Source organism: Nocardioidaceae bacterium SCSIO 66511, assembly GCA_023100825.1.
Taxonomy (GTDB): Bacteria; Actinomycetota; Actinomycetes; order Propionibacteriales; family Nocardioidaceae; genus Solicola.
Genome location: CP095846.1, coordinates 3,257,226 through 3,283,854 on the forward strand (window position 1 = coordinate 3,257,226; position 26,629 = coordinate 3,283,854).

The 26,629-nt window shown below is 67.2% G+C and carries 23 protein-coding genes; 8 read left to right on the forward strand and 15 right to left on the reverse strand.

Annotation, left to right across the window (positions count from 1 at the left end):
• Window positions 1–163: 163 nt before the first annotated feature.
• Both MU582_15340 and MU582_15345 read right to left on the reverse strand, forming a co-directional pair.
• Window positions 164–1,711: a DNA polymerase Y family protein gene (locus MU582_15340; protein ID UPK73801.1), complete on the reverse strand. Its 1,548-nt coding sequence runs from the start codon at window positions 1,709–1,711 to the stop codon at window positions 164–166.
• 16 nt (window positions 1,712–1,727) lie between these two features.
• Window positions 1,728–2,426, reverse strand: coding sequence for a hypothetical protein (locus MU582_15345; GenBank protein ID UPK73802.1), 699 nt, complete (start codon window positions 2,424–2,426; stop codon window positions 1,728–1,730).
• Window positions 2,427–2,580: 154 nt separating this feature from the next.
• Here MU582_15345 and MU582_15350 point away from each other — a divergent pair, with 154 nt between their 5' ends.
• Entirely contained in the window at window positions 2,581–4,155 is a 1,575-nt protein-coding gene (locus MU582_15350; GenBank protein UPK73803.1) for a C2 family cysteine protease, read from the forward strand.
• Between the two features lie 109 nt (window positions 4,156–4,264).
• Here MU582_15350 and MU582_15355 read toward each other — a convergent pair whose 3' ends face one another.
• A complete protein-coding gene (locus MU582_15355; protein UPK73804.1) occupies window positions 4,265–5,833 on the reverse strand; it encodes an HNH endonuclease in 1,569 nt (522 codons plus the stop codon).
• Between the two features lie 302 nt (window positions 5,834–6,135).
• On the opposite strand from MU582_15355, the gene MU582_15360 reads away from it, so the two are divergent.
• A complete protein-coding gene (locus MU582_15360; GenBank protein UPK73805.1) occupies window positions 6,136–7,737 on the forward strand; it encodes an ATP-binding cassette domain-containing protein in 1,602 nt (533 codons plus the stop codon).
• 2 nt (window positions 7,738–7,739) lie between these two features.
• Here MU582_15360 and MU582_15365 read toward each other — a convergent pair whose 3' ends face one another.
• From MU582_15365 to MU582_15380, 4 genes are all read right to left on the reverse strand, one after another.
• Window positions 7,740–8,576: an undecaprenyl-diphosphate phosphatase gene (locus MU582_15365; protein UPK77181.1), complete on the reverse strand. Its 837-nt coding sequence runs from the start codon at window positions 8,574–8,576 to the stop codon at window positions 7,740–7,742.
• Between the two features lie 139 nt (window positions 8,577–8,715).
• Window positions 8,716–9,195 carry a MarR family transcriptional regulator gene (locus MU582_15370; GenBank protein ID UPK73806.1) on the reverse strand — a complete coding sequence of 160 codons (480 nt, stop codon included), beginning with the start codon at window positions 9,193–9,195 and terminating at the stop codon, window positions 8,716–8,718.
• Between the two features lie 106 nt (window positions 9,196–9,301).
• Entirely contained in the window at window positions 9,302–10,258 is a 957-nt protein-coding gene (locus tag MU582_15375) for an electron transfer flavoprotein subunit alpha/FixB family protein (GenBank protein UPK73807.1), read from the reverse strand.
• A gap of 16 nt (window positions 10,259–10,274) precedes the next feature.
• A complete protein-coding gene (locus tag MU582_15380) occupies window positions 10,275–11,054 on the reverse strand; it encodes an electron transfer flavoprotein subunit beta/FixA family protein (GenBank protein ID UPK73808.1) in 780 nt (259 codons plus the stop codon).
• 346 nt (window positions 11,055–11,400) lie between these two features.
• On the opposite strand from MU582_15380, the gene MU582_15385 reads away from it, so the two are divergent.
• Together MU582_15385 and MU582_15390 are read left to right on the forward strand one after the other, a co-directional pair.
• Complete coding sequence (locus MU582_15385; protein UPK73809.1) at window positions 11,401–11,898, forward strand: pyridoxamine 5'-phosphate oxidase family protein; 498 nt, start codon at window positions 11,401–11,403, stop codon at window positions 11,896–11,898.
• Between the two features lie 258 nt (window positions 11,899–12,156).
• Window positions 12,157–13,602: an HNH endonuclease gene (locus tag MU582_15390; GenBank protein UPK73810.1), complete on the forward strand. Its 1,446-nt coding sequence runs from the start codon at window positions 12,157–12,159 to the stop codon at window positions 13,600–13,602.
• Here the strand turns inward: MU582_15390 and MU582_15395 are convergent.
• Entirely contained in the window at window positions 13,599–14,063 is a 465-nt protein-coding gene (locus MU582_15395; GenBank protein UPK73811.1) for a GNAT family N-acetyltransferase, read from the reverse strand. The two genes, MU582_15390 and MU582_15395, sit on opposite strands and share 4 nt — an antisense overlap.
• On the opposite strand from MU582_15395, the gene MU582_15400 reads away from it, so the two are divergent.
• Entirely contained in the window at window positions 14,064–14,777 is a 714-nt protein-coding gene (locus tag MU582_15400) for a class I SAM-dependent methyltransferase (GenBank protein ID UPK73812.1), read from the forward strand. It begins immediately after the preceding gene.
• A gap of 2 nt (window positions 14,778–14,779) precedes the next feature.
• Here MU582_15400 and MU582_15405 read toward each other — a convergent pair whose 3' ends face one another.
• From MU582_15405 to MU582_15415, 3 genes are read right to left on the reverse strand one after another with little or no spacing between them, the layout of a single operon-like run.
• Window positions 14,780–15,790, reverse strand: coding sequence for an LLM class flavin-dependent oxidoreductase (locus tag MU582_15405; protein UPK73813.1), 1,011 nt, complete (start codon window positions 15,788–15,790; stop codon window positions 14,780–14,782).
• A 28-nt stretch (window positions 15,791–15,818) separates the two neighbouring features.
• On the reverse strand, window positions 15,819–16,472 hold the full coding sequence (locus MU582_15410) for an acyltransferase (protein UPK73814.1): 654 nt from the start codon (window positions 16,470–16,472) through the stop codon (window positions 15,819–15,821).
• Between the two features lie 23 nt (window positions 16,473–16,495).
• The gene (locus MU582_15415) at window positions 16,496–17,452 is read right to left on the reverse strand and encodes a class I SAM-dependent methyltransferase (GenBank protein ID UPK73815.1); all 957 of its coding nucleotides are present in this window, start codon (window positions 17,450–17,452) and stop codon (window positions 16,496–16,498) included.
• A gap of 59 nt (window positions 17,453–17,511) precedes the next feature.
• Between MU582_15415 and glgX the strand changes: the two genes are divergently transcribed.
• Window positions 17,512–19,488, forward strand: a complete 1,977-nt coding sequence (gene glgX, locus MU582_15420) for a glycogen debranching protein GlgX (protein ID UPK73816.1) — start codon at window positions 17,512–17,514, stop codon at window positions 19,486–19,488.
• On the opposite strand, the gene MU582_15425 is transcribed toward glgX, so the two are convergent.
• Genes MU582_15425 through MU582_15440 form a run of 4 tightly spaced genes read right to left on the reverse strand, consistent with a single transcriptional unit; the run spans window position 19,485 to window position 23,868 of the window.
• Window positions 19,485–22,172, reverse strand: a complete 2,688-nt coding sequence (locus tag MU582_15425; protein UPK73817.1) for an aminodeoxychorismate synthase component I — start codon at window positions 22,170–22,172, stop codon at window positions 19,485–19,487. The two genes, glgX and MU582_15425, sit on opposite strands and share 4 nt — an antisense overlap.
• Before the next feature lie 9 nt (window positions 22,173–22,181).
• Window positions 22,182–22,769: a hypothetical protein gene (locus MU582_15430; GenBank protein ID UPK73818.1), complete on the reverse strand. Its 588-nt coding sequence runs from the start codon at window positions 22,767–22,769 to the stop codon at window positions 22,182–22,184.
• Window positions 22,766–23,608, reverse strand: coding sequence for a hypothetical protein (locus MU582_15435; GenBank protein ID UPK73819.1), 843 nt, complete (start codon window positions 23,606–23,608; stop codon window positions 22,766–22,768). Before MU582_15435 ends, MU582_15430 begins: the two co-directional genes overlap by 4 nt.
• Entirely contained in the window at window positions 23,605–23,868 is a 264-nt protein-coding gene (locus tag MU582_15440) for a hypothetical protein (protein ID UPK73820.1), read from the reverse strand. Before MU582_15440 ends, MU582_15435 begins: the two co-directional genes overlap by 4 nt.
• A gap of 174 nt (window positions 23,869–24,042) precedes the next feature.
• On the opposite strand from MU582_15440, the gene MU582_15445 reads away from it, so the two are divergent.
• Together MU582_15445 and MU582_15450 are read left to right on the forward strand one after the other, a co-directional pair.
• Window positions 24,043–26,013 (forward strand): alpha-1,4-glucan--maltose-1-phosphate maltosyltransferase, encoded by a 1,971-nt coding sequence (locus MU582_15445; protein UPK73821.1) that lies wholly within the window; start codon window positions 24,043–24,045, stop codon window positions 26,011–26,013.
• Window positions 26,010–26,618, forward strand: a complete 609-nt coding sequence (locus MU582_15450) for a hypothetical protein (protein UPK73822.1) — start codon at window positions 26,010–26,012, stop codon at window positions 26,616–26,618. Before MU582_15445 ends, MU582_15450 begins: the two co-directional genes overlap by 4 nt.
• Window positions 26,619–26,629 lie beyond the last annotated feature (11 nt).

The window sequence follows — 26,629 nt, forward strand, 5'->3', positions numbered from 1 at the left end:
TCTCCTCGTGGCAGCCCCGAGCAGCAGTGTGATCTGTGCAACATATGGCGGTACGTACGGCACGGCAACAGGTAACGGCGTGTCTGTGGCCGAGACGTCGCGTACTCATACGTACCGTGATCACTCGTCACTCAACGTACTTGGATTCGGCCAGCGTCCTGCACTAGTCGTAACGCGCCTCGACCCACCAACTGCCTTCTTCGCAGGCGAGTAGCCAGGCACTTCCGTCGACCCCGACCACCTGCAACCGGGCGAGCCGCCTGGCGGAGCGTTCATCCCACCAGCGCTCGTCGACCGGCCACGGCCCCGCCCATGCCTGGACGGGGAGCAACGAGTCACCAGCCGCGGCGAATCTGGTCGGCTCGCCGGTGAGTATCCCGCGACCCGATACACCGATCACCTTACCGTCGACCCCCACTACTGTCGCCGGAAGCGGGCGGGGATATACCGTCGCCGGCGCGGGCGGCGGCACACTGCCCGGCCACGGCAGCGAACCGTCGCGTTCGGCGACGAGCCGGTCGCCCCACGGCACCAGGGTTTGGCGCTCTCGTGGCCCGCGTCCGCCGCCGACGACGGCGGACACCACGCCGCCGTGGCCGAGCATGCTCTGCACCCGCGACACCGCACGATGGATCCGCTCATCCGGGCCGCTCCCCCACAACCCGTCGGCGTGATCGGCCAACGATGCAACGGCGTCGGGTACGAACCGGACGCGCACGACCGGGGACGTCAGCTCGCTGCCCAGCGGCACACCGGCGCCGACACCGCCCTGCAACTGCCAGCGCACTCGGTCGACGAGGTCGGGCGCGTCGAACCAGCGTGGATGCATCCACTGCCGCTCCGAGACCTCGCCGGACTCGCCGTACACCTCGACCCAGACCGTGGTGCAGACCAGTCCGTGTCGCGCCAGCCCGGCGACGAACTGCTCGGCCGTCGTACGGACGCTGAACGCGACCGGGTCGATCCGCTCGAGCGGAGTCTCGAACGTCACCGCGCATTCGAGCTCGGGTGGCGGGCGACGCAACGCCACTGGTTGCGAATCCTCTCCGCGCGCAAGCCGGTGCGCGAGTACGCCGAGCCGTCCGAAACGAGTGCCGACATCCTTCTCCGGGAGAACGGCGAGGTCGCCGAGCGTACGTAGCCCGAGCCGGCGGAGCAGCCCGACGAGCTCCGGCTCGCCGAGGACGTCGATCGGCAGCTCGCACAAGAAGGCGGCCGACCCGCCGGGCGCGACGACGTAGCTGTCCTGCTGCCCGGCTCGCCGAGCGGCCTGCTCGGCGGTGAACGCGCCATCGGCGACACCGATCCGACAATCGTCGATGCCCAACCCGACAAGGCGTTCGGCGATCACCGCAGCTGCATGCGGCTCACCGCCGTAGTAGCTGCTCACTCCGCGCGCGGCGAGCGCACAGGTGCCGGGGCGGACGATGTGCACCCCCGGGCTGATCGCTTCGATGGCGCTGGCGGCCGGCTCGAAGGAACGGATATCGGTCGCCTCGTCGTAGTGCTGCACGACCAGTTCGGGACACCGCGACTGCGCATCGCGCTGACGCAAGCCCCGACGTACGCCCGACGAACGCGCCGCCGCCGAGCACGCGTACACCTGGCCGCCACGCAGCAGCGCCACCGGAGCGTCGACCGGGAGCCTGCTCGCGCGCATCGCCGCGCGTACGGGCCAGTCCGGACACCACACGATCATCGACCGAGACATGACCCTGCACTCCCCATCAGCTCGCCACCTGCTCGCCGTCGCCGAAAGCAGGCCCCACCCCCGTGAGGGCCTGCCCTTCGGCGGCGGGCTCGACCCCACCGGACAACCACAGCTGGGTCGTACGCGGACGGCCGGATCGCGGTGTGATCTCGACCGTCGCCTGCCGACCGGACAGATGGCCCCTGCCCGCGGACAGACCCACCCAACTGCTGTCGACGATGGACAGCCGCGCCTCGCAACGCGGCCACTGCCCGAGAGCGACCAAGGTGGACCCGTGCTGACGTAACCGCCCCGCCAGCCGGGAGGCATCGCCTGCGGGCACCTGGTCGGGTGCCCGCAGCACGACGACTGGGAGCACGTCGACCAAGGCCGCGGTCACGGCGATCCAGTGCTCGGCGGGCTCGGGCACCAGAACGGTCCGCTCCAACGCGACACCTGCCGCAGCAGCCGCCTCCGCACCGAACTCCGGCACCCCGACGACGCCGCACCACGACCCTGCCCCCGACGCGCCCGCCATCAGCGACATCGCGAGAGCCGTCGACTCGTCGACCGCGTACGTGGCACCGGCCCGCAGCCCACGCGGGAACAACGGCTCGAGCGCCGGCAGTACGGGATGGGTCTCGACAGTACGAGTGTCTTCGATCTGACGTACGCGGGCCTGCAGCGCACGTACCTGATCGAGGCGTTCCTCGAGGTCGGCGGTGGAGGTCGGCATCACTCAATGATCGAACACTTGTTCGATCATTGCAAGTCGGTCGATGGGATCCCCGCGTCCTCCTCCGAAGCGGCTCCGGTGACCCATCACGGCGGTATCTTTTCGACGGTGGCCGGTGCCAGGCACCGTGCCCGTGAACAGGGGGAGCAAGTCCGTGAAGCCGCCATATGACCCGTACGAGGCCAAGCCCTCGACAATCCGTACGTACGCCGACTCGATCGTGACCCAGGCGACGTCGGCAGGCAGCGTGGATTCCAAGGCGCTCGGGAAGAAGGCGGAGGCCGCCGAGAACATCACCGGCGAGCTCACCGACAAGCTCGACGAGCCGTTCGACACGGTCGGCAAGGACGCGAAGAAGATCTCACTGACCTCCGCGTTCGTCGCCGGGAGCCTGTACAAGTGGGCGAGCGCGATCGATACCTTCAACACCGGTGTAGACGGGCTGAACACCCGGTGGAACAACCGCCCCTCCGGCCCATCCGGCGGCATCTCCCCGGCCGAGCTGGAGACGCAGTTGATCGAGGAGCTCAACAAGGACTGGGGCAAGCTCGACACCACTCTCGACGGGGAGGCCGCGGACCTCAAGGTCGAGCTCGACCAGGGCCCGGACGAGAAGACCGTGCTCGCCTACTTCGCCAACGGAGTGCTGCCGGAGTCGGCACTCCCGCTGCTCACCGGGCTCGGCATCGATCCGAAGAAGGTGCAGAGCGCTCTCACCGACCTCCGCAAGTTCCTCAAGGACAGCAAAGACGGCAAGATGTCCAAGGAGCGCATGGATGCGTGGTTCAACCTGCTGAAGACCATCAAGGACCTCGACCCGAAGGCGGCGACGGTCATCCTCGGTGCGCTCGACGACCAGGAGCTGAAGGATCTCGGCGAGTACGTCGGCGGCGTCGACGAGTCGCATATGAACTCTGCAACCGACCTGTACAGCTTCCTGCTCGCCGGCGCGACCAAAGAGCAGGTCGACCGGATGAAGAAGCAGTGGGACCTCAACCCCGGAGACCGCGGCGACTGGCAGGATCCGAGGTACTCCAACCCGCTGTTCGGCTCCACCAACGGCGAGACCAAGATCGGCGCCAACCAGGGCCCGGTCAACGACTGCTGGCTGCTCGCGAAGCTCAACGCCATCGTCGGCTCCGACCCGAGCTGGCCCCAGCAGCACGTACGCGACAACGGCAACGGCACCGTATCGGTGAAGTTCTACGACGACGGCAATCCGTACTGGGTCACCGTGACCAAAGAGGTCGCACTCGACGGCGACGGCAACTATCAGACGGCGTACCCGGACGGCTCGAACTCGCAGATGTGGGCGGTCTACTACGAGAAGGCGATGGCCGTCGACGACCACGGCGCCGACGGGATCCTCGGCGGCGACGGGTACGACGGGCTCACCGCCGGCTTCTCCGACTCCGCCGATGAGTACATGACCGGTAAGGAGTCCGACAACGTCAAGTTCACCGGGCTCAACCCGTTCGCCGATCCGTACTCGGATGTGAAGGAAGCGATCGCCGACGGCAAGGGCGTTGTCGCCTCCAACTGGAGCAACAGCCCGCTGCCGTGGAACGGCGGCGACGACGACCTCAAGCAGTACCACGTGTACTACGTCAAGGAGATCGAATCCGACGGCGACGTGGTGCTCGGCAACCCATGGGGCAAGGACGACGTCACCCTGTCGCCCGATGAGTTCAACGACTACATGGAAGACGTGTCGATCGTCAACCAGTAGGCGGAGCGCGGTCTTGAGCCCCGCCCGACTCGGGCTACCTGTCCTCCGCGGTCAGAACGGCTGGCGGGCATGCCTGTGCCCCGCCACGGTGGTGCTCAGGTGGCGGGGGCTAGGCGGCGCTGGGTTTTCGCTTCTCTTGGACGGTGGTGTCTGTTCGGCCGGGGAGTTTGGTGGTGGTGCCGGCGGTGACGAGGTACGAACGGCCGGCTGGTGAGAGCCATAACCAGATGCCGGGTGCTGGTGTTGTGACGGTCCAGGCGGTGAACGTCTTCGCCCGATGATGGAACCGACACAACCTGTGGCCATTTCTGGAATCCGTGGGACCGCCGTCGGCGTAGTTGCGGATGTGGTCGTAGTCGCCGAGCTTCGCCGGCCGGGTGCAGTACGGGAACGTGCACGTCAGCGCATTCATCAACGCGGTCTGCTCCCGCAACCGCGGCGGTGCGACATACCCGGTCGTTGAGATCGTCGTTTCGAGATCGATGACAGGTTTGACGACGATCCGGGAGGATTTGCCGAGGATCTGTTCGGCTTCGGTGCGGGTGATGGCGCCGACGTCGTCGAGTGACCAGGTGCCCCAGCACCGGTCATAGTGAAGGTAGAGCACGGTCTCGCGCAACCCACGACCCCGGCGATGACGCCTGCGCGACGGCTTCGTCTCGGGTTCAGGCTCGGGCTCGGACTCAGGCTCGGGCTGCGATTCTGGTTCGGCGGGTACATCCGCTTCGGTGTCGTCGGTGTCGCCGTCGGTTTTGTCGGCGACCAGGGTGTAGAGGTCGTCGAGGCTGTCGGGTTCGTGGACCATCCCCATTGCCACCGACCGGAGGATGTGGTCGGGACGGGTGTCGCCGAGGAACCGCATCGACTCCACCAACTGATCAAGACGCTGGTCGAGTCGTTGGCCGTCGTCGACAGACAGGGTGCCCGCAATGTGGGCGACGCCGTCTTCGAACCAGATCGTGACACCCCGCCGCCTGCGTGCCTCACGTCGCTTCTTCTCGGCACCGTCGGGGTCGTCGACGAACCGGATCTGATCCAACACCAACTGCAGCCGCGGCATCGTGATCCGCCCAATCAGCGGGGTCCCGTCGACATTCGCCGCCGACAGCCGCCGGTCGGCATCGGAGGCTTGGGCGATGGTGAACTCCCGCGTCGCACGCGCGACTTTACGGATCCGCCACCCATCCACCCTTCCCTCGTGCAGACACGCGTACAGGCGCGGCAACCGGTACGCCAAATCCAGTGCATCTGCGATCAGCGAACGGGCGCCATTCGCAGACAGGCCGAGGACGGGTCCGACTTCAGCGACCGCATACTCCGACACCGCCGGTGTCCCCGATCCGCCATAGCGGGTCCACTCATTCACCCCACCCGCCTGCGCGAGGGGCTCGGACGCGATCTGCCGCAGATACGACAGGACCGCATCAAACTGCGCGGCCTCCGTACGAGCGAGCTGAGCACGAGCGGCCGCAGCAACATCGAGACCGTCAGTGGTCTCGACATCGTCGATCAGGTTCGCCGTCCTCATAACCATCATCATGCCACCCGCCACTGACAAGACCGGGTGCCAGAAGGCCTTATCCACAAGGGAAAACGAAGTATTTTGAGAATCTTTTCGAAGGGTCACGTGGAACGGTGCGGCCAGCCCAAAGGACCGCAAGATCGGGTCAGCCGACAAGCAAGGCCAGCCAACCGGAACGGGATCCTCGTCGCCGCCATGCGGTCTGTACCGACGCGCACGGGAACGATGAAGGTGCCAGCCGACGCAGACCGTAAAGCCAACGCAGACCGTGAAGCCGACACAGATCGCGAAGCCGAAGCAGCTCGCAAAGCGACGATCCGTCAGAGAAATACATTTGCACCCGCGCCGGGCGTCGTCTACTGTCGTCGGCGACATGAAGAACTGACACCGCACTGACCCGCGTCTGAGGCACGTACGCCCGGCGGGTCTTCGCATCTCCAGCGAAAGCCTGGTGTCGTATGTCTACTCTCAAACCCCTGATCGCCCGCGACGTATCCGTCTCGTACGGCGAGCGTGTCGTTCTCGACGGCGTCGATCTCATCGCCTCACCCGGTCAGCGCATCGGCCTGGTCGGCGAGAACGGTGCCGGTAAGTCGACGCTGCTGCGCGTCCTCGCGGGAGAGCTGCGTTCGACGGGCGGTTCGGTCAGCGCGCCGGACGACCTCGCGTACCTGCCTCAGGAACCGCCGTTCAATGCATCCGAGACCGTCGGCGAGCTGATGACTGCGGCGCTCGCACCGTTGCACGACGCGGTCGCCGCGGTCGAAGAGCTCGGTGTACGAATGGGCGACGATCCGGCGGCCGCGGAGCGGTTCTCGGAGGCGCTCGAATGGGCCGAGCTGCACGATGCATGGGACGCGGATCGTCGAGCGGAGCTCGCCGCACAGCGCCTCGGCGTGGCCGATATCGGCTACGACCGGCGCATCGGCTCATTGTCGGGCGGTCAGCGTACGCGCCTCGCGATGACTGCGGTCATCACCAGACGTCCCGCCTGTGTGCTCCTCGACGAGCCGACGAACCATCTCGACGATGCGGCGATGGAGTTGCTCGAGCAGTTCGTCACCGGCCTGCCTGGGGTCGTCGTCGCCGCGAGCCACGATCGTACGTTCCTCGACCTCGCCTGCACCGACATCGTCGACCTCGACCCGTCGGCGTTCGGCACCGACGGGCGCGGTGGCAACCGCTTCGGCGGAGGCTTCACCGAGTACCTCGACGCCAAGGAACAGTCGCGGCGCCGATGGGAGCAGACGTACGTCGATCAGCAGGCCGAGCTCGACGAGCTGCGCAACGCGACGAAGGCGGGTATGTCGTCGATCGCGCCCGGCAGAGGGCCGACCGACAACGACAAGTTCATTCACAAGTTCAAGGGAGCCAACGTCGAGCGAACGCTTGCACGGCGTCTGCGCAGCGCCGAGCAGCGGTTGGAGCGCGCCGAACGCGAGCAGGTACGAAAGCCTCCGCGCCGACTGCAGTTCCGCGGCGAGCTCACGGGCGCACCCACCGGTGCAGCGGTGTGCGTACGTATCCGCGACCTCGACGTCGCCGGGCGCGTACGTGTCGACACGCTGGATATCGCGACCGGCGAGCAGCTGCTCATCACGGGCGGCAACGGCTCGGGCAAGTCGACGCTGCTGTCGACCATCGCCGGTCTGTTATCGCCGACACAGGGCACGGTCGATGTGACGGCACGGCGCGTGGGACTACTCGTCCAGGATGTGCACTTCGAGCAACCGCATCGCTCGGCGGCCGCGACCTACGCGGCGGCGCTGGAGCAGCATCCGGACGCGCCGTCGTTGACCAGTCTTAGACTCGTGACGCCTCGCGACGTACCCAAGCCCGTCGGTGACCTGAGCGTCGGACAGCGTCGGCGGCTCGCGCTGGCGATCCTCATCGCGCGCTCGCCGGACCTGCTGCTGCTCGACGAGCCGACGAACCACATCTCGCTGTCACTGGCGACCGAGCTCGAGGAGGCACTCGAAGGGACGACCGGGACCGTCGTGGTCGCGAGCCACGATCGCTGGCTGCGAAAGCGCTGGGGCGGCCCGACGTACGCCCTGTGAGGTCAGGTCGCCGAGATGGCCCCGGTGCCGACAAGCAGAAGTACGAAGATGCCGAGCACTACCCGGTAGATGATGAAGATGCTGTAGTCGTGCTTGGCGATGAAGCGCAGCAGCCAGGCGACTGCAGCGTACGCGACGACGAAGCTCACGACCGTGGCGGTGATCGTGGGTACCCAGCCGACGCCGTTGGAGATGTTGTCGAACTCGGTGATGGTCTGCAGCACGGCGGCGGCGCCGAGCGCGGGGATCGACAGGAAGAACGACAGCCGGGTGACGGTGACGCGATCGATGCCGCGCAGCAGACCGGCCGACATGGTGGCGCCGGATCGAGAGACACCCGGGATCAGCGCGAGGCACTGCGTGACGCCGATGATCAGGGTGTCCTTCCAGGTGACGTCGTCCTCATGCCGGTGCAGGGTGGCGTGCCGGTCGGCGTACCACATGACGGCGCTCCAGGCGAGCAGCATCGACCCGACGAACCACAGGCTGCGCAAGGTCGTCTCGATCTGGTCCTTGAACGCCAGGCCGATGATGCCGATCGGGATCGACCCGAGCACGACCGCCCAACCGAAACGGTAGTCGCGTTCGACTCGCGCGGTCGGCGAGAAGAGACCTCGGAGCCAGGCGACTCCGATCCGCCAGATGTCCTTGCGCAGGAAGATCAGGGTCGCGAACACCGCGCCGACCTGGATGATCGCGGTGAATGCCGTGACGTCCGGGTCGTCGATCTGGTAGCCGAGCAGCTTCTCGAGGATCGTCAGGTGACCGGTGCTCGAGATCGGGAGGAACTCGGTCACTCCCTCGACGGCACCCAACACAATGGCGTGCCACAACGGCATATCGACAGCCTGCACGTACGCTCCTCAGACGGTGAGATCTACACGGACCCGACCGACCATTGTGCTGGAGAGTCGTTCAGGGGTCGTCAGCCGGTGGGATGAACCGTCGACACCTTACGTGGTCTGCGGTCTGACGCCGTCACCTCGTCGCGACGTTACGTTTCTCGGGGTCCAGCTTGCACAGCACATCGGCCGCGATCCCGTCGAGCTGGCGTACCTGTTCGGGTGTCAGCGCATCGAACACGACCCGGCGTACGTGCTCTACATGACTCGGGGCAGACTCGACGATCTTCGCGTAGCCGGCCTCGGTCATGCGCGCCATCGTCACGCGGCGGTCGCCGCTCGAAGGCTCGCGTACGACCCATCCGTTGCGTTCCAGCCGGGCGACCACATGCGATAGACGCGACAACGAGGCGTTCGTGTACGAAGCGAGCGTGCTCATCGGAAGGGTTCGCCCCTCCGACTCCGACAGCATAGCCAGCACCAGGTAGCCGAAATGGGTCAGCCCGGCATCACGCTGCAACTGGTTGTCAAGTGATGACGGGAGCAGCAAGGTGACGGCGACGAGGCGAATCCACGCGCCGTGCTCATCGGCATCAAGCCATCTTGGTTCGTCCACGGCCACAGTGTAGCCGTTGATTGACCCTTCAACCAAACCTACGACTCGGGTCCGCACGCTTCGCTCGACGAGCGCTGCGTACGGACCCGGACGTGGAAAGGAGCGATCAGCCCTTGCGCTTGTTGACCTCTTCGGTGGCCTGCGGGAGGACCGTCTTCAGGTCACCGACGACGCCGAAGTCGACGAGCTCGAAGATCGGCGCCTCCTCGTCCTTGTTGACCGCGACGATCGTCTTCGACGTCTGCATACCGGCGCGGTGCTGGATCGCACCGGAGATGCCGTTGGCGACGTACAGCTGCGGCGAGACCGTCTTACCGGTCTGGCCGACCTGGAACGCATGCGGCATCCAGCCGGAGTCGACCGCGGCACGCGACGCACCGACCGCGGCACCAAGGCTGTCGGCGAACGCCTCGACCTGCGAGAAGTCACCCGACGTGCCGCGACCACCCGAGACCACGATCGCGGCCTCGGTCAGCTCGGGACGACCCGACTTCTCCCGCGGCTTCGACTCGGTGATCTTCGCGGTCTTCGCACCATCGGAGATCGACGGCGAAACCGCCTCCACGGCACCCGCACCGGAGGCCTGCTCGGGCGCAACGGAGTTCGGCTTGACCGCAACGATCGGCGTACCCTTCGTCACCGTCGCCTGCACGGTGAAGTTGCCCGCGAACGCCGACTGCGTCGTCGCGACGCCGCCATCGGCGGCCTGTACGTCGACCGCATCGGTGATCAGACCGGAGTCGGTACGCACCGCGACGCGACCGCCGATCTCCTTGCCCTCGGCCGTCGACGGCAGCAACACCGCGGCCGGCAACTTCTCGCTCACCAGCGCCGACAGAGCCTCAGCCTTCGGCGCGACGAGATACTCACTCAGCGCCGCATCGTCGAGCACGTAGATCTTCTCCGCGCCGAACGACTCCAACGTCTCCTTCGCGGCGTCTGCATTACTGCCGACGAACACAGCCGACGGCTCGCCGAGACGACGCGCCAGCGTGAGCAGCTCGGTGGTGGGCTTGGTGACTGCACCGTCGACGTGGTCGACGTAGACCAGAACTTCACTCATTGTCAGCAGCTCCTTCTCACACGAACTTCTTCGACGCGAGGAACTCGACCAGCTTGGTGCCGCCGTCGCCCTCATCGGTCACGATCTCACCGGCAGTACGCGGCGGCCGCGGCTCGAACGACGTCACCTTCGTGTACGCCGCACCCGCACCGACCTGATCCGCATCGACGCCGAGATCCGAAAGACCCCAGGACTCGACCGGCTTCTTCTTCGCCGCCATGATGCCCTTGAACGACGGGTACCGCGGCTCGTTGATCTGGTCGGTGACGCTCAGCACCAGATTGCCCGACGCCTCGATCGTCTCCGACGCGGCGTCACCGTCACGGCGGATCGTGACCTTGTCACCATCGACGCTGACCTCGCTCGCCTGCGTCACCGCAGGCACACCAAGACGCTCCGCGAGCATCTGCGGCACAACACCCATCGTGCCGTCGGTCGAGGCCATACCGCACAGCACCAGATCGTGATCGATCTTCTTGATCGCCTCGGCCAGCACCAACGACGTCGCCAGCGCATCAGACCCGGCGATCGCGTCGTCCTCGACATGGACCGCCTTGTGGGCGCCCATCTGCAACGCCTTACGTACCGCATCGGCCGCATCCGACGGCCCGACCGTCAACACGGTCACCTCACCATCGGAAGCCTCCACGATCTTCAACGCCTCTTCGACCGCGTACTCGTCCAGCTCCGACAACAACCCGTCGACGCCGACCCGATCAACCGTGTTATCGGACGAATCGAACGTTCGGTCAGCCGTCGCATCCGGCACATACTTCACACAGACGACAATGTTCATGGCCCTACGGCCCCTCCTGTGCGTGTCACCGGCCAGGTCGTACGAAACAGCGGCGGCCGGCGTTGATGACTTGTGGGATCGAAGGTCAGCCTGCCACTCGCCCGTATTCAACGATGCAGCGGCCCTCGATGTCCCCTGGCGATCGCCACGTTAACGCGCCAGTAGCCACCACCGCGACGGTGCGACGGCATGGCATCCGTCACAACGGGCGCCCGGTGACCCGGCTGCACTCCCTGTCCGCGGACATTTCTTGCGCGACAATGTCGAAATCGGCGAGGCGGCGACGTCCCAGAGTCACGAGCCGACGAAAACGTGTTCGTCGACATCGACCAAGGAGCAGAGTGCCATGGAACCGAACGACATCCGCGCGATCCTCGATCTCCCCACGAGCCGCGAGCTCTTGGACCGCGACGTACTGCGAATGGCGTACGTCACCAAGAGCGGCAGCCCACGCAACATTCCGATCAGCTTCACCTGGAACGGCACCGAGATCGTCGTCTGCACCACCAGGAACGCACCGAAACTGCGCTCCCTTCGACACAACCCCGAAGTCGCGCTCACGATCGACACCGAGGTGCACCCGCCGAAGATCCTGCTCATCCGGGGTCGAGTCGAACTGGACGACGTCGACGGCATCCCCGAGGAGTACCTCCAGACCAACGGCACTTACCAGATGACGTCCGAGCAGCGGATCGAATGGGAGAAGGAGATTCGTTCGCTGTACGACGGCATGGTCCGGATCGTCGTGACTCCCACATGGGTGAAGCTGATCGACTTCGAGAACACGCTTCCCACTGCGGTCGAGGAGCTGGCCCGGGAGCGGGCCGAGCGGGACGGGGGTTGAGGGGGCTGCTTCGCTGCCTCCGTTCATCGTTTCCCGCCGCTGCGGTTCCGTCCTTCATCGTTTCCCCGCCGCTGCGGTTCTCTTCTTTGGCGGCGACGACGCCGGGTACGCAGTCGGTGGCCGCCTCCCCGCGACCCTCCCCGCTACCTCGGTTGCCGCCTTCACCGTTTCCACGGTTCGCCGGTTCCCCTTTAAAACAAGGCGATTCGACACTCACAGCTCTTGTTAGTCAAACACATATTCGATACAATAGGTCTCATGTTCGAGCCGCAGACCTACACCCGCCTCCGCGACCTTGCGGGTCAGGCTGCGAACGTCTCCGACCAGATCGGCTTGGCCACCGACGAACAGCTGTGCCAGTCGTTGCGTGACCTGCAAGCCGCGTTGGATTTGCTCGACGGGGTACGCGCCTCCCTGTTCGCGCAGTTGAAGGAGACTGAAGCCCACAAGTCCGACGGCGCCTCCACGGTCGCCGGGTGGGCTCGTCAGGAGCTGCGGATGGGGCTCGGTGAATCGCGGCGGCACACCAAAGCCGGCCAAACCCTGAAGACGCTCCCGAAAGTTGCGGCCGCTCTGGACGCCGGGCAGATCCGGGGCGCGCATGTCGACGAGTTCACCGTCGGTGTCACCAAGGTCGGCGCCGACATCATGACCGACCTGCAAGACGTCCTCCTCCCGATCGCCAAAACATGTGAGCCCCGTGATCTGCGGGTCGCGATCAACGAACTCAACGACATCGTGAACTGTGAAGAACGCGATAAGGCGTACCAGCGGGGCATGAACAAACGAGACATCCGGGTCGACAAATGCGGTGACGGGTACTACGTGTCCGGGATGCTCGACCCCGTCACCGGAGCAAAATTCAGCCAATGGGCCAAAACCGTCTCCGCACCCGAATACGACGGCGACGACCGCGCACCATCGGACCGCCGCGTCGACGGACTCGGACGAATGCTCGACGACCAAAACACCCCACCCCCGCCCGAACAGCAGCCCTCAGACGAACAACCCGAGCAGGAGCCGTCGAAGCCGCGCCGTCGTGCCGATGTCTCCCTGCTCGTCCTGGCCGACCTCGAAACCCTCCTGCGTCTGCCCGGAGCACGTCCGGCCACGTTGGTCGGGTTCGGACCCATCGGCCCCCAGCTCCTCGGCTACCTCACCTGCGGCGCCGACACGTCAGGCATCCTCACCCACGGCACAACGAACGGCCCGACACCGCAGGCCAACGTCCTCAACGTCGGCCGCACCAGCCGCCTCGCCACAACAGCGCAACGCAAAGCGATCACCGCCCGCCAAGACGGCATCTGCGCCAACCCCGGCTGCGGCTCCACCTTCCTGGAGTTCCACCACGTCAACTGGTGGAACCGCGACGGCGGGCGTACGGACGTGTCCAATTTGGTCGGAATCTGCGGCGGCTGCCACCACCTCGTCCACCAAAACAAACTCGTCATCCGGCACGACGGGCACGGCGGGTTCACGTTCCACCGCTCCACCGGCGCGATCATCGACGACCATGCGCGGGTCACGAAACAACGCGTCCGCGACCTCATCGCCAAAATTCGTCACACCGCCGAAACCGGCGATGAGCCCGAACCATCGGTACCGAAACCACGGATCGACGCCGGCTGGCTCACGCCACTCACACCAGACCAACGCTCACCCGGCGAACTCCACCTCTACGAGTACGTCTCCCAGCACGGCTAGCCTTTGCGGCTCGGCCGCTCCAAGTACGTATCGTCCGGTTTGGCGAACCCGAACTTCGCGTACATGCCGTGCGCGTCATCGGTGTGCAGCGTCCAACGCATATCTGCGCCCGGCCCCGCGTCGATCATCACCCGGACCAGCTCCTTGCCAAGGCCGTTGCCCCTCGCCTCGGGCAGTACGTACACATCGGCGAGGTAGGCGAATGAGACACCGTCGGAGATCGCCCTGGCATAACCGACCATCGCACCCGATGCGGTTGAAAAGGCGCCGACGATCCGCCACGCGTTGTCCAGCTGGGTCTCGACGTCGCCGCGAGTACGCCATCGCGCCCAGTACACCGAGGTCGAAAGGAACTCCCAGAGAGCGTCACGATCGACACGCGACCGATCGTCGTCGAGCGTGAATCCGCGATAGGTGACGATCATCGACCCATCATCGCCGAGGACGGATACGATCCGCACGTGCATTCCGAGGCGATGGGCATCACCGGCGAGCGGACTGTGCCCGGCGTCGGTCACGAGAACTACTGGTACCGCCGCCACGAGGTCGTGTACGAGTCGTTGACCGGCGCCGTCAAAGATCGCGACGTACTGGAAGCCGGCTGCGGCGAGGGCTACGGCGCGTCGCTGCTTGCGCGAAACGCGCGCTCGATGTGTGCACTCGACTACGACGCCTACACGACCGACCACGTGCGCCGTACGTACCCGGATCTGCAGGTCGTACGCGCAAACCTCGTCGCGCTGCCGTTCGCGGCCGGCTCGTTCGACACCGTGGTGAGCCTGCAGACAGTCGAGCATCTGTGGGATCAGGACACGTTCGTCGCCGAATGCAAACGGGTGCTGCGTCCTGGCGGGTCGATGGTCATCAGTACGCCGAACACACTCACGTTCCCGCCCGGCAATCCGTACCATCCGCATGAGCTCACGCCCGCGGAGCTGTGCGAGCTGGTGTCGCGCCACGCGACCGTCACTTCGCTGGCCGGGCTACACCACGCGTCAGCGCTGCAGGCTTGGGAGGGCGAGCACGGGTCGATCGTCGACGCCCAGCTCGCATCCGACCACGCCGACTGGCCGGACGCCGTACGCACTCGGGTCGAAGCGGTGACCTGCGACGACTTCGTGCTCGGCGCGGCGAGCGACGACTGCCTCGATCTCGTCATCGCCGCAACGCGCTGACCTCAGAGCTCGTACGCTCCGGCAACCAGCTCATACGAACGCCGCCGCTCGGCAGGATCATGCACCTGCGTGGTGATGATCAGCTCGTCGGCGTCGGCCTCCTTGCGCCGACGCTCGAGATCGTCGCGTACCTCCTCGGCGGTGCCGACGCTGATGAACCGTCTCCGGCCGGCGGCCAAAGCCCGCTCCTGATCGGTCCACGGATGCGCTGCCGCCTCCTCGGGCGTCGGAAGCGGACCGGGCTGGTTCTGCATCAGCCGCACCATCGACAGGTCATTGGCCAGGGCCAGCTCCTCGGCACGCTCATGGGTGTCAGCGGCGATCGCCGCGACGCCGAGCATCACCCGCGGCTCGCTCAGTCGCTCCGACGGCTGGAACCGCTCGCGATAACCGGCGACCGCCTCGGCCGGATCGGCGCTGCCGAAATGGCCCGCGAAAGCGAACGCGGTACCGAACGCCGCGGCCGCCTGCCCGCCGTACAGGCTCGACCCGAGGATCCAGACCGGCGGAAGCGGCACATCCTCGGGAATCGCCTTGATCGGCGCGAACGGGTGATCGGCCGGGAACCCGTCGACGTACGCGAGCAGCTCGCGATACTGATCGGGGAAGTCGTCGACCGTCAACGCCTCGCGGCTGCGGCGGAGCGCGATAGCCGTGAGCTGGTCGGTGCCCGGTGCGCGACCGAGCCCGAGGTCGATACGCCCCGGATGCAGCGCCTCGAGTACGCGGAACGTCTCCGCGACCTGCAGCGGCGCGTGGTTGGGCAGCATGATCCCGCCGGCTCCGACCCGGATGCGAGACGTCGCGGCGGCGACCGACGCGATCATCACCGACGGCGCGGAACTCGCGACGCTGCCGATGTTGTGATGCTCGGCGAGCCAGTACCGCGCGTAGCCGAGCTCCTCGGCGTGGCGGGCCAGGTCGATCGTGTCGTGCAGTGCGGCGGCTCCCCCGCGACCGCTACCGATCGGCGACAGGTCGAGTACGGAAAGCGAGACATTGGATTCAGGCACGTTCACTGCAACGCATTCGACCGAGGGTCTATTTCTGCGGCGGCTGCGGCTGGGGTGTACGCCCCTCCCGCTTCGCCGCGTCGATCTCGGCGAGGTACGCACGAGTCTCCTCGGCTTGGGCGTACGCGACCCGGCGGTCCTTGATCACCTTGCCCGGAACGCCGCCGACGATCGCGTAGTCGGGGTACGTACCGCGGGCGACCGTATGCGCCGCGAGCACGCTGCCCTCGCCGACGACCGTGCCGCGGAGCACGCTGACCTTCGTACCCAGCCAGGATCCCGGCCCGATGCGTACCGGCGCCTTGACGATGCCCTGGTCCTTGATCGGTACGTCGAGCCGATCGGTCACATGGTCGAAGTCGCAGATGTAGACCCAGTCGGCGATGAGCGTCGCCGCACCGATCTCGATGTCGAGGTAGCAGTTGACGACGTTGTCGGTGCCCAGCACGACCTTCTCGCCGAGGCGGAGCGTGCCCTCGTGTGCCCGTAGCTTGTTGCCGTCGCCGATATGGGCCCAAGCCCCGATGACCAACCGGCCGTACCCGCGGCGTACCTCGATGTCCACGCGCTTGCCGAGGAAGACGAAACCCTCGGTGACGACGTCGGGATGCCGCAACTTGAGAAGGAGGAACCGCCAATAGCGCGCCAGGTAGTACGGCGTCCACGCTCGATGGCGGATCACCCACCGCAACATTCGGACCGGACTCACCGCGGTTTCAGTGCCGAGACCGAGACGTTGTAGTAGAGACCGTCGGGTACGACTCGGTCGAGTGCCCGGTCGACCGCAGACAACCGCAGCCACGAGCGGTAGACGAAGCTCGACCAGCGCGGGCCGAGACGCCCTTGCGCGACGGCGTACTCCAGCGTCCGCGCAGGCCATCCCCACCAGGCGGCGGTGAGCTCCTCGGTCACGGTCTCGACACCCACTCCGCCGGCCCGCAGCACGGTACGCGCGAGCTCGTCGGGCTTGAACGTGTGCAGATCGACGACCCACTCCAGTGCCGCCGCCCGCGAAGACTCGTCGAGCTCCTCCTGCGGCCGGGCCCACTTCGCGCGCAGCCACGGCAGCTTGGTGAGGTTGGTCGCCGCGATCCAGGTCGCGTGGGACAGCCGGCGGGCCACGACGTCGCCGTAACGTGTCGGCTCACCGCAGATGACCACCCGTCCGCCCGGGCGAAGGACCCGGAACATCTCCCGGAACGCCTGCTCGACGTCCGGGATGTGGTGGATCACGGCGTGCCCGATGACCACGTCGAATGTGTCGTCGTCGTACGGAAGCGCCTCGGCGTCCGCGGCCTGGCCGTCGATCGCGAAGCCGAGCTCTGCGGCGTTGTGCTTGGCCGCTTCGACCATGCCCGGCGAGATGTCGGTGACGTGGACCTCGTCGACGACTCCGGCCAGCCGCAGGTTGAGGCTGAAGAAGCCCGTGCCGCAGCCGATCTCGAGGCTCTTGCCGTACGGCCACCCGTGCTCGCCCGCCACGGCAGCGAACCGGCCGCGCGCGTACTCGATGCAACGTTCATCGAACGAGATCGACCACTTGTCGTCGTACGTCTGTGCTTCCCAGTCGTGATAGAGCACCTGGGCGAGCTTCGTGTCGTCCATCGCGGCCTCGACCTCGGCGGCGCTGGCGTGCGGATGGGGTGCGGTTCGGCTGTCCACGGCCAGCCAGCCTATGCCACAACGCACGGTGACGGGTCGGACCGGGCAAGATGGCACCCATGCCCGCACCGAAGCTGACGCCCGGAACGCCGTACGAGCTCGGCGTGCGGTTCGAGCCCGACGGCGCCAATGTGGCGGTGTGGGCGCCCCATGCGACGCACGTCCGGCTGTGTGTCCTGACGCCGACCCCCTGGACCGCCGAGCTTCCCCTGTGCACGCGCGGCGTCTGGCACGGCAAGGTCTCGGGCCTGCGGCACGGCAGCGCGTACGCCTTCGAGGTGGAGGCGGCCGACGGATCCGCGACCCGCGTCCTCGATCCGTACGCACGCGCAGTCGACACCGTCGGCGACGAGCTGCACGGGGTCGCGGTCGACGACATCTTCGACTGGCGCGGCGACTCCAACCCGAGGGTGCCCTGGGACCGCACAGTGCTGTACGAAGCGCACGTACGCGGGTTGACGAAGCTGCACCCGGAGGTGCCCGTACGCCTGCAGGGTACGTACGCCGGCGTCGCACACCCGGCCGTGCTGGACCACCTCGAACGACTCGGGGTGACCACGGTCGAGCTGATGCCGGTGCACGAGTTCATCACCGAGCCGCTCCAACGCAACAGCGGACGTGTGAACTACTGGGGCTACAACCCCGTTGCGTTCTCGGCGCCGCACGGCGCGTACTCCGCGAGTGGGACGCGCGGCGAGCAGGTACGCGAGTTCAAGGAGATGGTGCGGGCCCTGCACTCACGCGGTATCGAGGTGATCCTCGACGTCGTCTACAACCACACCGGCGAGGGCGGCGAGCAGGGCCCGCTGATCGGGCTCCGTGCACTCGATGACGACGCGTACTACCGACACGACGACGGCGGGTACGTAGACCTCACCGGATGCGGAAACACCTTGCGGGCAAGCCATCCCGTGAGCGAGCGCCTCATTGTCGACTCACTGCGCTACTGGGCGATCGAGTGCCATGTTGACGGCTTCCGCTTCGATCTCGCGTCCGCACTCGCTCGAAGTGACGACCACGCGGTCGACGTCGAGTCGAGCATCATCGCCACCGTCACCCGCGACCCGGTCCTCGCATCGCTGAAGTTGATCGCCGAACCGTGGGATGCCGGCAACGACGGATACCTGCTCGGCGGTTTCCCCGACGGCTGGGCCGAGTGGAACGACCGCTATCGCGACGGCGTACGCGACTTCTGGCGAGGTGCACCGGGCGGGGCGAGGGCGCTCGCCGCCCGGCTGTCCGGATCGGCCGAGGACTACAGCGCGCGCGGGCCACTCGCGTCGGTGAACCTGATCACCGCCCACGACGGCTTCACCCTGCGCGATCTCGTCTCGTACGACCACCGACACAACGACGCCAACGACGAGTGGGGGTTGGACGGCCACGAGGACAACCGGTCCTGGAACTGCGGCGTCGAGGGTGAGACCGACGACCCGGAGGTGCTCGCGGTGCGGCATCGGCAGGCGGCGAACCTACTCACGACGCTGCTGCTCTCCGCGGGGGTGCCGATGCTGTCGTCGGGCGACGAGTGGGGTCGTACGCAGGGCGGCAACAACAACGCGTACTGCCAAGACAACGAGATCAGCTGGCTGCCGTGGCGCGCTGACTCGGGCTGGGAACATCTGGCCCCGCTCATCGCCCGTCTCGTACGTCTGCGGGCCGATCACCTGGCGTACCGGGGCAATGCGCATAAGCACGGCCGCGACACGATGGGCACCGGACGCAAGGACCTCGGCTGGCTGCATCCCGCTGGCCGGGAGATGACCGAGGCCGACTGGTTCGACGACGGATTGCGCAGTCTCGGCATGTTCGTGGACGGTGGGCCGGACCATCCGGCGCTACTGGTGCTGATGCATGCGGGCGGCGAACCGATCGAGTGGACGCTGCCCGATGCGTGGTGGGGCGGCGGCTACGAGGTTGCCGTCGACAACGGGTTGCACTCGCTCGGACAGCTGTTCACTGCCGGAGACCGAATCACCCTCTGCGCGCATGACACAGCCGTGCTCACCTCGATTTCCCCGCAAACCGACCGCTAGATGCCCCGTGCGGCAAGGAAGTTCGCGATCATCGCGTGGCCGTGCCGGGTGAGGATCGACTCCGGATGCAGCTGCACCCCCTCGACGGGGTGCGTGCGATGACGTACGCCCATCAGCACGTCGGATGCCGTGTGCGCGGTCGCGCGGAGCTCGTCGGGCAGGCTCGCCTCGTCGACGACAAGCGAGTGGTAGCGGCCGGAAGCGAGCGGACCGTCGATGCTTGCGAACACGCCGCCACCGTCGTGCCGCACCAACGACGACTTACCGTGTACGACGCTTGGTGCGCGACGTACGACGGCGCCGTACGCCTCGCCGATGCACTGGTGGCCGAGGCAGACTCCGAGGATCGGCACCGTCGATCCGAGCCTGCGTACGACGTCGGTGCTGATGCCGGCGTCGCCGGGCGTACCCGGCCCCGGTGAGATCACCACCCGGTCGTACGCGCCGGCGCGTACCCACGATTCGACCTCGTCGACGGTTGCCGCGTCGTTGCGGATGACGGTCGTACGCGCACCGAGCTCTTGGCAGTACTGGTCGAGGTTGTAGACGAACGAGTCGTAGTTGTCGATCAGCAACACCCGGCGACCCGGCGGGCGTTGGGGTTCCAGAACGGGCGCGGGCGCACTCAGCCTGCGCGCGATCCACTCGGTCACGTGCCCGAGGCGCCAAGTGCCGACACCTCCGCATCGTTCGACGGGCACGGCGCCTCGTACGGCATTGGTCACGAACACTTCGCGAGCGGTACGCAGGTCGTCGAGGTCGATCCGACGTTCGTACGCCGGAACACCTGCGCGGGCAAGGAGATCGAGCACCCGCCGGCGAGTGACCCCGGGGAGAATGCGCCCGTCCGCCAGCGGCGTGTGCACCGCGTGATCGTCTACGACGAACAGCGAGCCCCGACCGGTCTCGAGTACCGAACCGTCGGTGTCGACGAGCAACGCGTCGCGCGTCGCGGTCCAGGCTCCGCGCTCGGGCTCGACCTCGTCGAGCACACGGCGGTCACCCCACTTGTGGCCGCCGAGGCCGCCCGGTACGACGACCGGCACCAGCTCCCATGGCTTCGGTGGCTCGGTGATCGGAGTGGCCGCGATCGACTCACCTTGTTGTGACGGGACCACGGAAACCCGCAATCGGTGGGGTCCGGTGAGCGCGGCGGCCGACGACTCGACTCGCGCGACCAGACCCGCCGGAGCGACCACCCCGTAAACGTCGTTGAGAGAGGACGCCAACCGCGCGAGATGGGCGTCGAGATGAGCCGCTCGCCCGTGCTCGACGTACATCGTCTCGAAGACGCCCGCGTCCGGGTTCGGCCGCGACCGGGCCGACGCGCCGAAAGACGTGGAGACGACCGGAGTGCCCTCCTCTGCTTCGCGTACGCCCATCGCCTCGACCGCGGCGCGTACGTCGTCGTCGACTCGAGCGCCGATTGCGTCGAGCAACGGTGTCGCCTTGACCAGGCACTCGCGCAGCTCGTCGTCCGGCCGGGAGTCCGCGACGATCCCGCCGCCGACCCCGAGCCACACCGTGTCACCGGAGAACTCGAAGGTGCGGATCGCGACATTGAGCTCGAGACCTGCCGCGCCGACGTAGCCGAGCGCCCCGGTGTAGACCTCGCGGCCCGTCGTCTCGAGCTCGTCGATGAGCTCCATCGCCCGCACCTTTGGTGCGCCGGTGACCGAGCCCGGCGGGAACGTTGCTCGCAGCAGGTCGCCGTCATCCGCGTCAGCACGCAGACGACCGACCACATCCGAGACCAGATGCCACACGCCGGTGTGCCGCTCCGCCCGCGGCTCGTCGGGTACCTGCACCGAGCCCGCCTCGCAGACGCGCCCGAGGTCGTTGCGCATCAGATCGACGATCATGATGTTCTCGGCGCGGTTCTTCCAGGAAGCCTGGAGCGTCCGCACATCGGAGGTGAGCGGAGCCGTGCCCTTGATCGGAGACGTACGCACCGTACGCCCGGTCCGGTGCAGGAACAGCTCCGGCGACAGGCTGGCGACCGCTCCGCCATCGGTCGCGACGTACGCGGCGAAACGCGGGGTCAGCGCGTCAACGCCGGCGCAGAACACATCGAGCGGCTCACCGTCGTACGCCGCCTGCAGTCGGGTGCACAGGTTGGCTTGGAAGATGTCGCCCGCCGTGATGTGGCGCAGCGTCTCGTCGACCGCCGCGAGGTGCTCGGCAGGCGAAGGTGTCATCGCGAACGGTTCGACGGAGTACGGCCGGCGTTGTGGTTCGCCCGAGGCGACCAGGGATCGCATCCGCTCGAGCTCGGCGTCGAGGTGTCGTTTGCGCCCAGCGGTCACCAACGCCTCGAACCACCACGTCGACGTCGCCGCATCGAGGCGCAACACATGGTCGTAGTAGCTCAGGTGGAAGTCAGGTAGCGGCGTCGGTCGTGGCGGCGTATGTGGCAGGCGTTCGATCCGGCTGCCGAGCCGATAACCCCAGTAGCCGATCCAGCCTCCGCCGAATCCGCTCTCGGTCGAACCGTCAATCGCAAGACCGAACGGATCCTCGTCGGCGGCTGCTGTGCGGACGGGCTCGAAGCCGATGATGGCACCGCCCGCGTACCAGTCGCCGATGAGCGCGCTCAGGCCGCGCTCATCGCGAAGCAGCCGAAGCATGTCGGTCGCCGAGTGCTCTGCCGCGAGTCGGCGGCGGACGAGCGTGGTGCCCCTCACGCGGGCACGCTACCGCGTGTCTGTCGCCGCCGTCTCGACTCTGACGGTACGCGCGGCGTCGAGAGCGACCCGCTCGTAGACCGAACTGTGATCGAGGTCCTCGCTCACAACGGAGACGAACACCCCGAGCCGCTGACCCGGGACCGGTACGACGATCGTCACCTGCCGCGTCGACTGACCGCCGACCTCGATCTCTCGGGCCGCGACCACCCCGCTCACGGGACCGACTCTGGCAAGCCGCACAGAGGTGTATCCGCCGCGGGTACGCATCGTCTCGTACGTACCCTGCGCGAACACGAGTGGATCATCGGACGGCATCGTCTGCGTTGCGACAGTGAGCGTCGCCGTCGACGGCTCTCCGTCGAGCTCGACGGCGCAGAACGCCGTGCCCGACACGTGGCTGTCACGGGTCATCGTCGCCAGTGCTTCGAGGAACCAGCCGACGCTCTCTCGCCGCTGCGCATCGTCGATGCCCAGAGCCTCGACCAGCTCGCTCTGCGCGGCGGCGCGGTCCTCGACGGCCGCGTCGAGCGGCACCTCGCGGAACTCGGGCGGTAGATCGAGGTCGATGCGGATCGGCTCGTGTGTCGTCGTCATGACGAGTCTCCCCCGCGGGTGATGCCGCGAATGCGATCGGCGATGGAACGCGCCGTCGAGCGACGCTCGGGCTTCGCGAACGACGCGGGCTGAAGCGTCGGGCGCTCGGACTCCGGCCAGTCGCGTCGCAGGGCCTCCTTGAGACGGTAGGACGCGGGCGCCTTCGCCGCGATCTGCCAGGCCTTCTCCGAGGTGATCGGGCCCGATCCCGCGCCGACCCCGATCAGCTGCGGCGCGACGGCAGTGACCTCGGCGACGTCGTCGACCTCGCCGGTCGTGGTCTGCATCTCGATACTGACCCCGCGGATCCACTCGTCGACGGCCTCGCGGAGACCGCCGAACCCGCGCGACAGCGCGGACGCGAGATCTTCCTCGTCGCGGTTGCCGGTGCTGACGGCTGCGATGAGGTCCTCGCATGAGCCGACGAGATCGGCCGCCTCCTGATCGTGGCGAGCGGCGAGGTCCGCGGACCTGCGGCGTACGTCTTCGCGTCGCGGCTCGGCGTCACCGATTCCGGCCAGCTGACTCATCTCTTCGACCAGCTCGGCCGTGGCATCCTGGCGGTTCGCAACGCCGGAGCGCCACGCCTGCCACGCTCCCGCGAACGCGACCACGGCCTCTTCGAGGGTGCGCAGACGCACCGATAGCCGAGACATCCCGTCGACGATCGGCTCCACCTCGGAACCCTGCCAGATCGACTCCGGCCCCACGACTTCGTCGATGCGCTGGCGCGTCTCGGTGAGTACGACGACGACGTCGCGTACGACCCCGAGCACCTGGTCGACGGCCGCCAGGTCGCCGGGAGTCGGATCGGATCCGAGGAAGCGCTCGGGAATCACGGCACATCCTCCCGGGCACGCGCATCGTCGTCGGCGGCGAAGCGGCGTACGACCTCCGCGGCGCCGGCGGCCTCAGCGGCCAGCCCGTCCAACGCGCGTTGCAGCCGCTCGAGCGCCTCGTCGTACGTGGCGGCAGCGGTGCGGGGGCCGGCGTCCTCCGGAGCAAGATCACGCAGTTTGGCGGCGGCCTGACCGAACCTCGTGTCGATCGCCGTCAAAGCCGTTGCCACACCCACAACCTCGTCATGGAGAGTTGTCATGCTCAGTCCTCTCGGTCGCGGCGCGAGATTCCGGGGCGACTCCGGGACCCCGCCTCGGTGAAGCGTTGGGAACCTCTAGTTGAAGTTTGCCTTATCGCGGGGTCACTCGTACCCGGTAGCCCGGATCGGGCCGTCGCCCGCTGGACGCATGGGCGCCCAATAGAGTTGTCGCCGATGCTTGCACGAATCCCGGTCACCGCCGTTGAGCCCGTCGTCGGGGGCGGCGCGTACCCGGCCAAGGCGGTGCCGGGCGAGTCGTTCCCGGTACGCGCGCGAGTGTTCCGGGAGGGTCGCGGGCACATCGGGGTCGCGGCTGTGCTCACCGGACCGGACGGTCTCGACCGTCCGCCGGTCGCCATGTCACACATCGGTAACGATGCCTACCAGGCGTGGGTCGAGGTGACAACCACCGGGGCATGGTCCTTCCGGATCGAGTCGTGGGCCGATCCGTACGCCACGTGGGTCGACGACGCGCAGGTGAAGATCGGGGCCGACGTCGATGTCGACCTGATGCTCGCCGAGGGCGCCGCACTCCTCGATCGAGCGCGAGGAGTCGTCTCCAAGGTCGACGTCGACACCGTCGCTGAGGCCGTCACCGCACTGCGCGACGATGCTCTGCCCGCCGGGCAACGCCTCGAAGCCGCAACGAGCGCCCCGGTGCGACGGGCCCTCGACCGTACGCCCATCCGCGATCATCACGGCGTCTCCGGCTCGTACCCGTTGTACGCCGACCGCGAGCGCGCACTGGTCGGAGCCTGGTACGAGCTGTTTCCCCGATCGGAGGGGGCCGTACGCGAACCGGACGGCACGATCCGCAGCGGCACCTTGCGGACCGCCGCCGAGCGACTCGGGGCGATCGCAGCGATGGGCTTCGACGTGGTCTACCTGCCGCCGATCCACCCGATCGGCGAGGTCAACCGCAAGGGTCCGAACAACTCGCTCGCCGCCGGGCCGGGCGATCCCGGCTCGCCTTGGGCCATCGGGTCGGTGCACGGCGGCCACGATGCGGTGCACCCCGAGCTCGGCACGCTCGAGGACTTCGACGCATTCGTGGCGCAGGCGCACGCCAACGGACTCGAGGTCGCACTCGACCTCGCGCTGCAGTGTGCGCCGGACCATCCGTGGGTCTCTGCGCATCCGGAGTGGTTCACCACTCGCGCCGACGGCTCCATCGCGTACGCCGAGAACCCGCCGAAGAAGTACCAGGACATCTACCCGCTCGACTTCGACGCGGATCCGGACGGGCTCTACGCAGAGGTCCGCCGGGTGATCGACTTCTGGATCTCGCACGGCGTCCGGATCTTTCGCGTCGACAACCCGCACACGAAGCCGTTCCCCTTCTGGGAGCGGCTGCTGTCGCAACTACGACAGGACGCACCCGACGTGGTGATGCTGTCGGAGGCGTTCACCCGGCCTGCCCTGCTGCAGTCACTGGCGATGATCGGCTTCCACCAGAGCTACACGTACTTCACCTGGCGCAACACCAAGTCCGAGCTCGAGGAGTACCTCACCGAGTTGAGCACCGAGACGGCACACGTCGTACGCCCGAACCTGTTCGTGAACACCCCCGACATCCTCACGTCGTACCTGCAGCACGGCGGGGCGGCCGCATTCAAGGTGCGTGCAACGGTTGCCGCAACCGCCTCACCGTCCTGGGGCATGTACGCGGGCTTCGAACTCTACGAGAACACACCCCTACGGCCCGGCAGCGAGGAATACCTCGACTCGGAGAAGTACCAGATCAGGGTGCGCGACTGGGACTCCCCCGCAGCTACCACCCTCGCGCCGTACGTCACCCGCCTCAACGACCTGCGCCGCCGGCACCCGGCGCTGCGGCGGCTCCGCAACCTGACCGTCCATCGCACGGATGACGAAGCGATCCTCTGTTACTCGAAGCGGACGGGCGACGACACCGTCATCGTGGTCGTCAATGTCGACCCGCACCGTGCGCGTGAGACGATCGTGCACCTGACCATGCCGGAGCTCGGGCTCGACTGGGACGCCACCTTCACGGCGTACGACGAGCTCAGCGGACGGTCCTGGTCGTGGAGCGAGCACAACTACGTACGCCTCGACCCGCACGACGCGCCCGCGCACGTCGTCGTGGTGAGCGACGGCGACCCAGGTCGCGAGGGAGACCGATGAGCAGACGTACGACCGGGATCATCACCGCCGTCGTCCTTATCCTCCTCGGCGCGGGCGCCGGGTACGGGATCAACAACGTACTCACGACTCAGGCGCCCGAGGAGGGGTTGTCCGAGGCGCAGGTGAGCGGTGTGGTGACCAAGCTGCTGACCGCTCGCAACGACGAGCTCCTCACTGCGGAGCCCGAGGACGGCGACGAAGGCGATGCGGACTCCGACGAGGAGAAGCAGCAGGAACCGTCGGTCGCCGCCGACCTCCTCGAAGGGCGTTCCTCGGGCGGCATCGCACTGTCGCAGGGGGCGATCACCGCCGAGAAGCAGACACACCGGTTGATCCGCGATCATCGCCGAGAGCTCGAGCAGGAGTCCACGATCTACACCGAGGCAGACCTCGACGTCGAGATCGACTCGCTGACCATCAACGAGGGCACGGCGATCGCGATCGTCGACGAGACCACGAGGTTCACCGGTCAGCGTGCCGGCAAGGACCTCGAGATCGAGCAGAACATCGCTCGCGTCGTCTCTCTCTCGAAGGAGGGCGGCAACTGGACGTTGCGCTCTATGCGCACGATGAGCGGCAAGGACGCCCCGGAGAACGGCCTCTGATTCGCCGACCT

Coding starts and splice junctions, on each gene's coding strand:
- MU582_15340 (UPK73801.1), bottom strand. CDS start 1,711: ATGTCTCGGTCGATGATCGTGTGGTGTCCGGACTGGCCCGTACGCGCG.
- MU582_15345 (UPK73802.1), bottom strand. CDS start 2,426: ATGCCGACCTCCACCGCCGACCTCGAGGAACGCCTCGATCAGGTACGT.
- MU582_15360 (UPK73805.1), top strand. CDS start 6,136: ATGTCTACTCTCAAACCCCTGATCGCCCGCGACGTATCCGTCTCGTAC.
- MU582_15365 (UPK77181.1), bottom strand. CDS start 8,576: ATGCCGTTGTGGCACGCCATTGTGTTGGGTGCCGTCGAGGGAGTGACC.
- MU582_15375 (UPK73807.1), bottom strand. CDS start 10,258: ATGAGTGAAGTTCTGGTCTACGTCGACCACGTCGACGGTGCAGTCACC.
- MU582_15380 (UPK73808.1), bottom strand. CDS start 11,054: ATGAACATTGTCGTCTGTGTGAAGTATGTGCCGGATGCGACGGCTGAC.
- MU582_15385 (UPK73809.1), top strand. CDS start 11,401: ATGGAACCGAACGACATCCGCGCGATCCTCGATCTCCCCACGAGCCGC.
- MU582_15390 (UPK73810.1), top strand. CDS start 12,157: ATGTTCGAGCCGCAGACCTACACCCGCCTCCGCGACCTTGCGGGTCAG.
- glgX (UPK73816.1), top strand. CDS start 17,512: ATGCCCGCACCGAAGCTGACGCCCGGAACGCCGTACGAGCTCGGCGTG.
- MU582_15430 (UPK73818.1), bottom strand. CDS start 22,769: ATGACGACGACACACGAGCCGATCCGCATCGACCTCGATCTACCGCCC.
- MU582_15440 (UPK73820.1), bottom strand. CDS start 23,868: ATGACAACTCTCCATGACGAGGTTGTGGGTGTGGCAACGGCTTTGACG.
- MU582_15445 (UPK73821.1), top strand. CDS start 24,043: ATGCTTGCACGAATCCCGGTCACCGCCGTTGAGCCCGTCGTCGGGGGC.
- MU582_15450 (UPK73822.1), top strand. CDS start 26,010: ATGAGCAGACGTACGACCGGGATCATCACCGCCGTCGTCCTTATCCTC.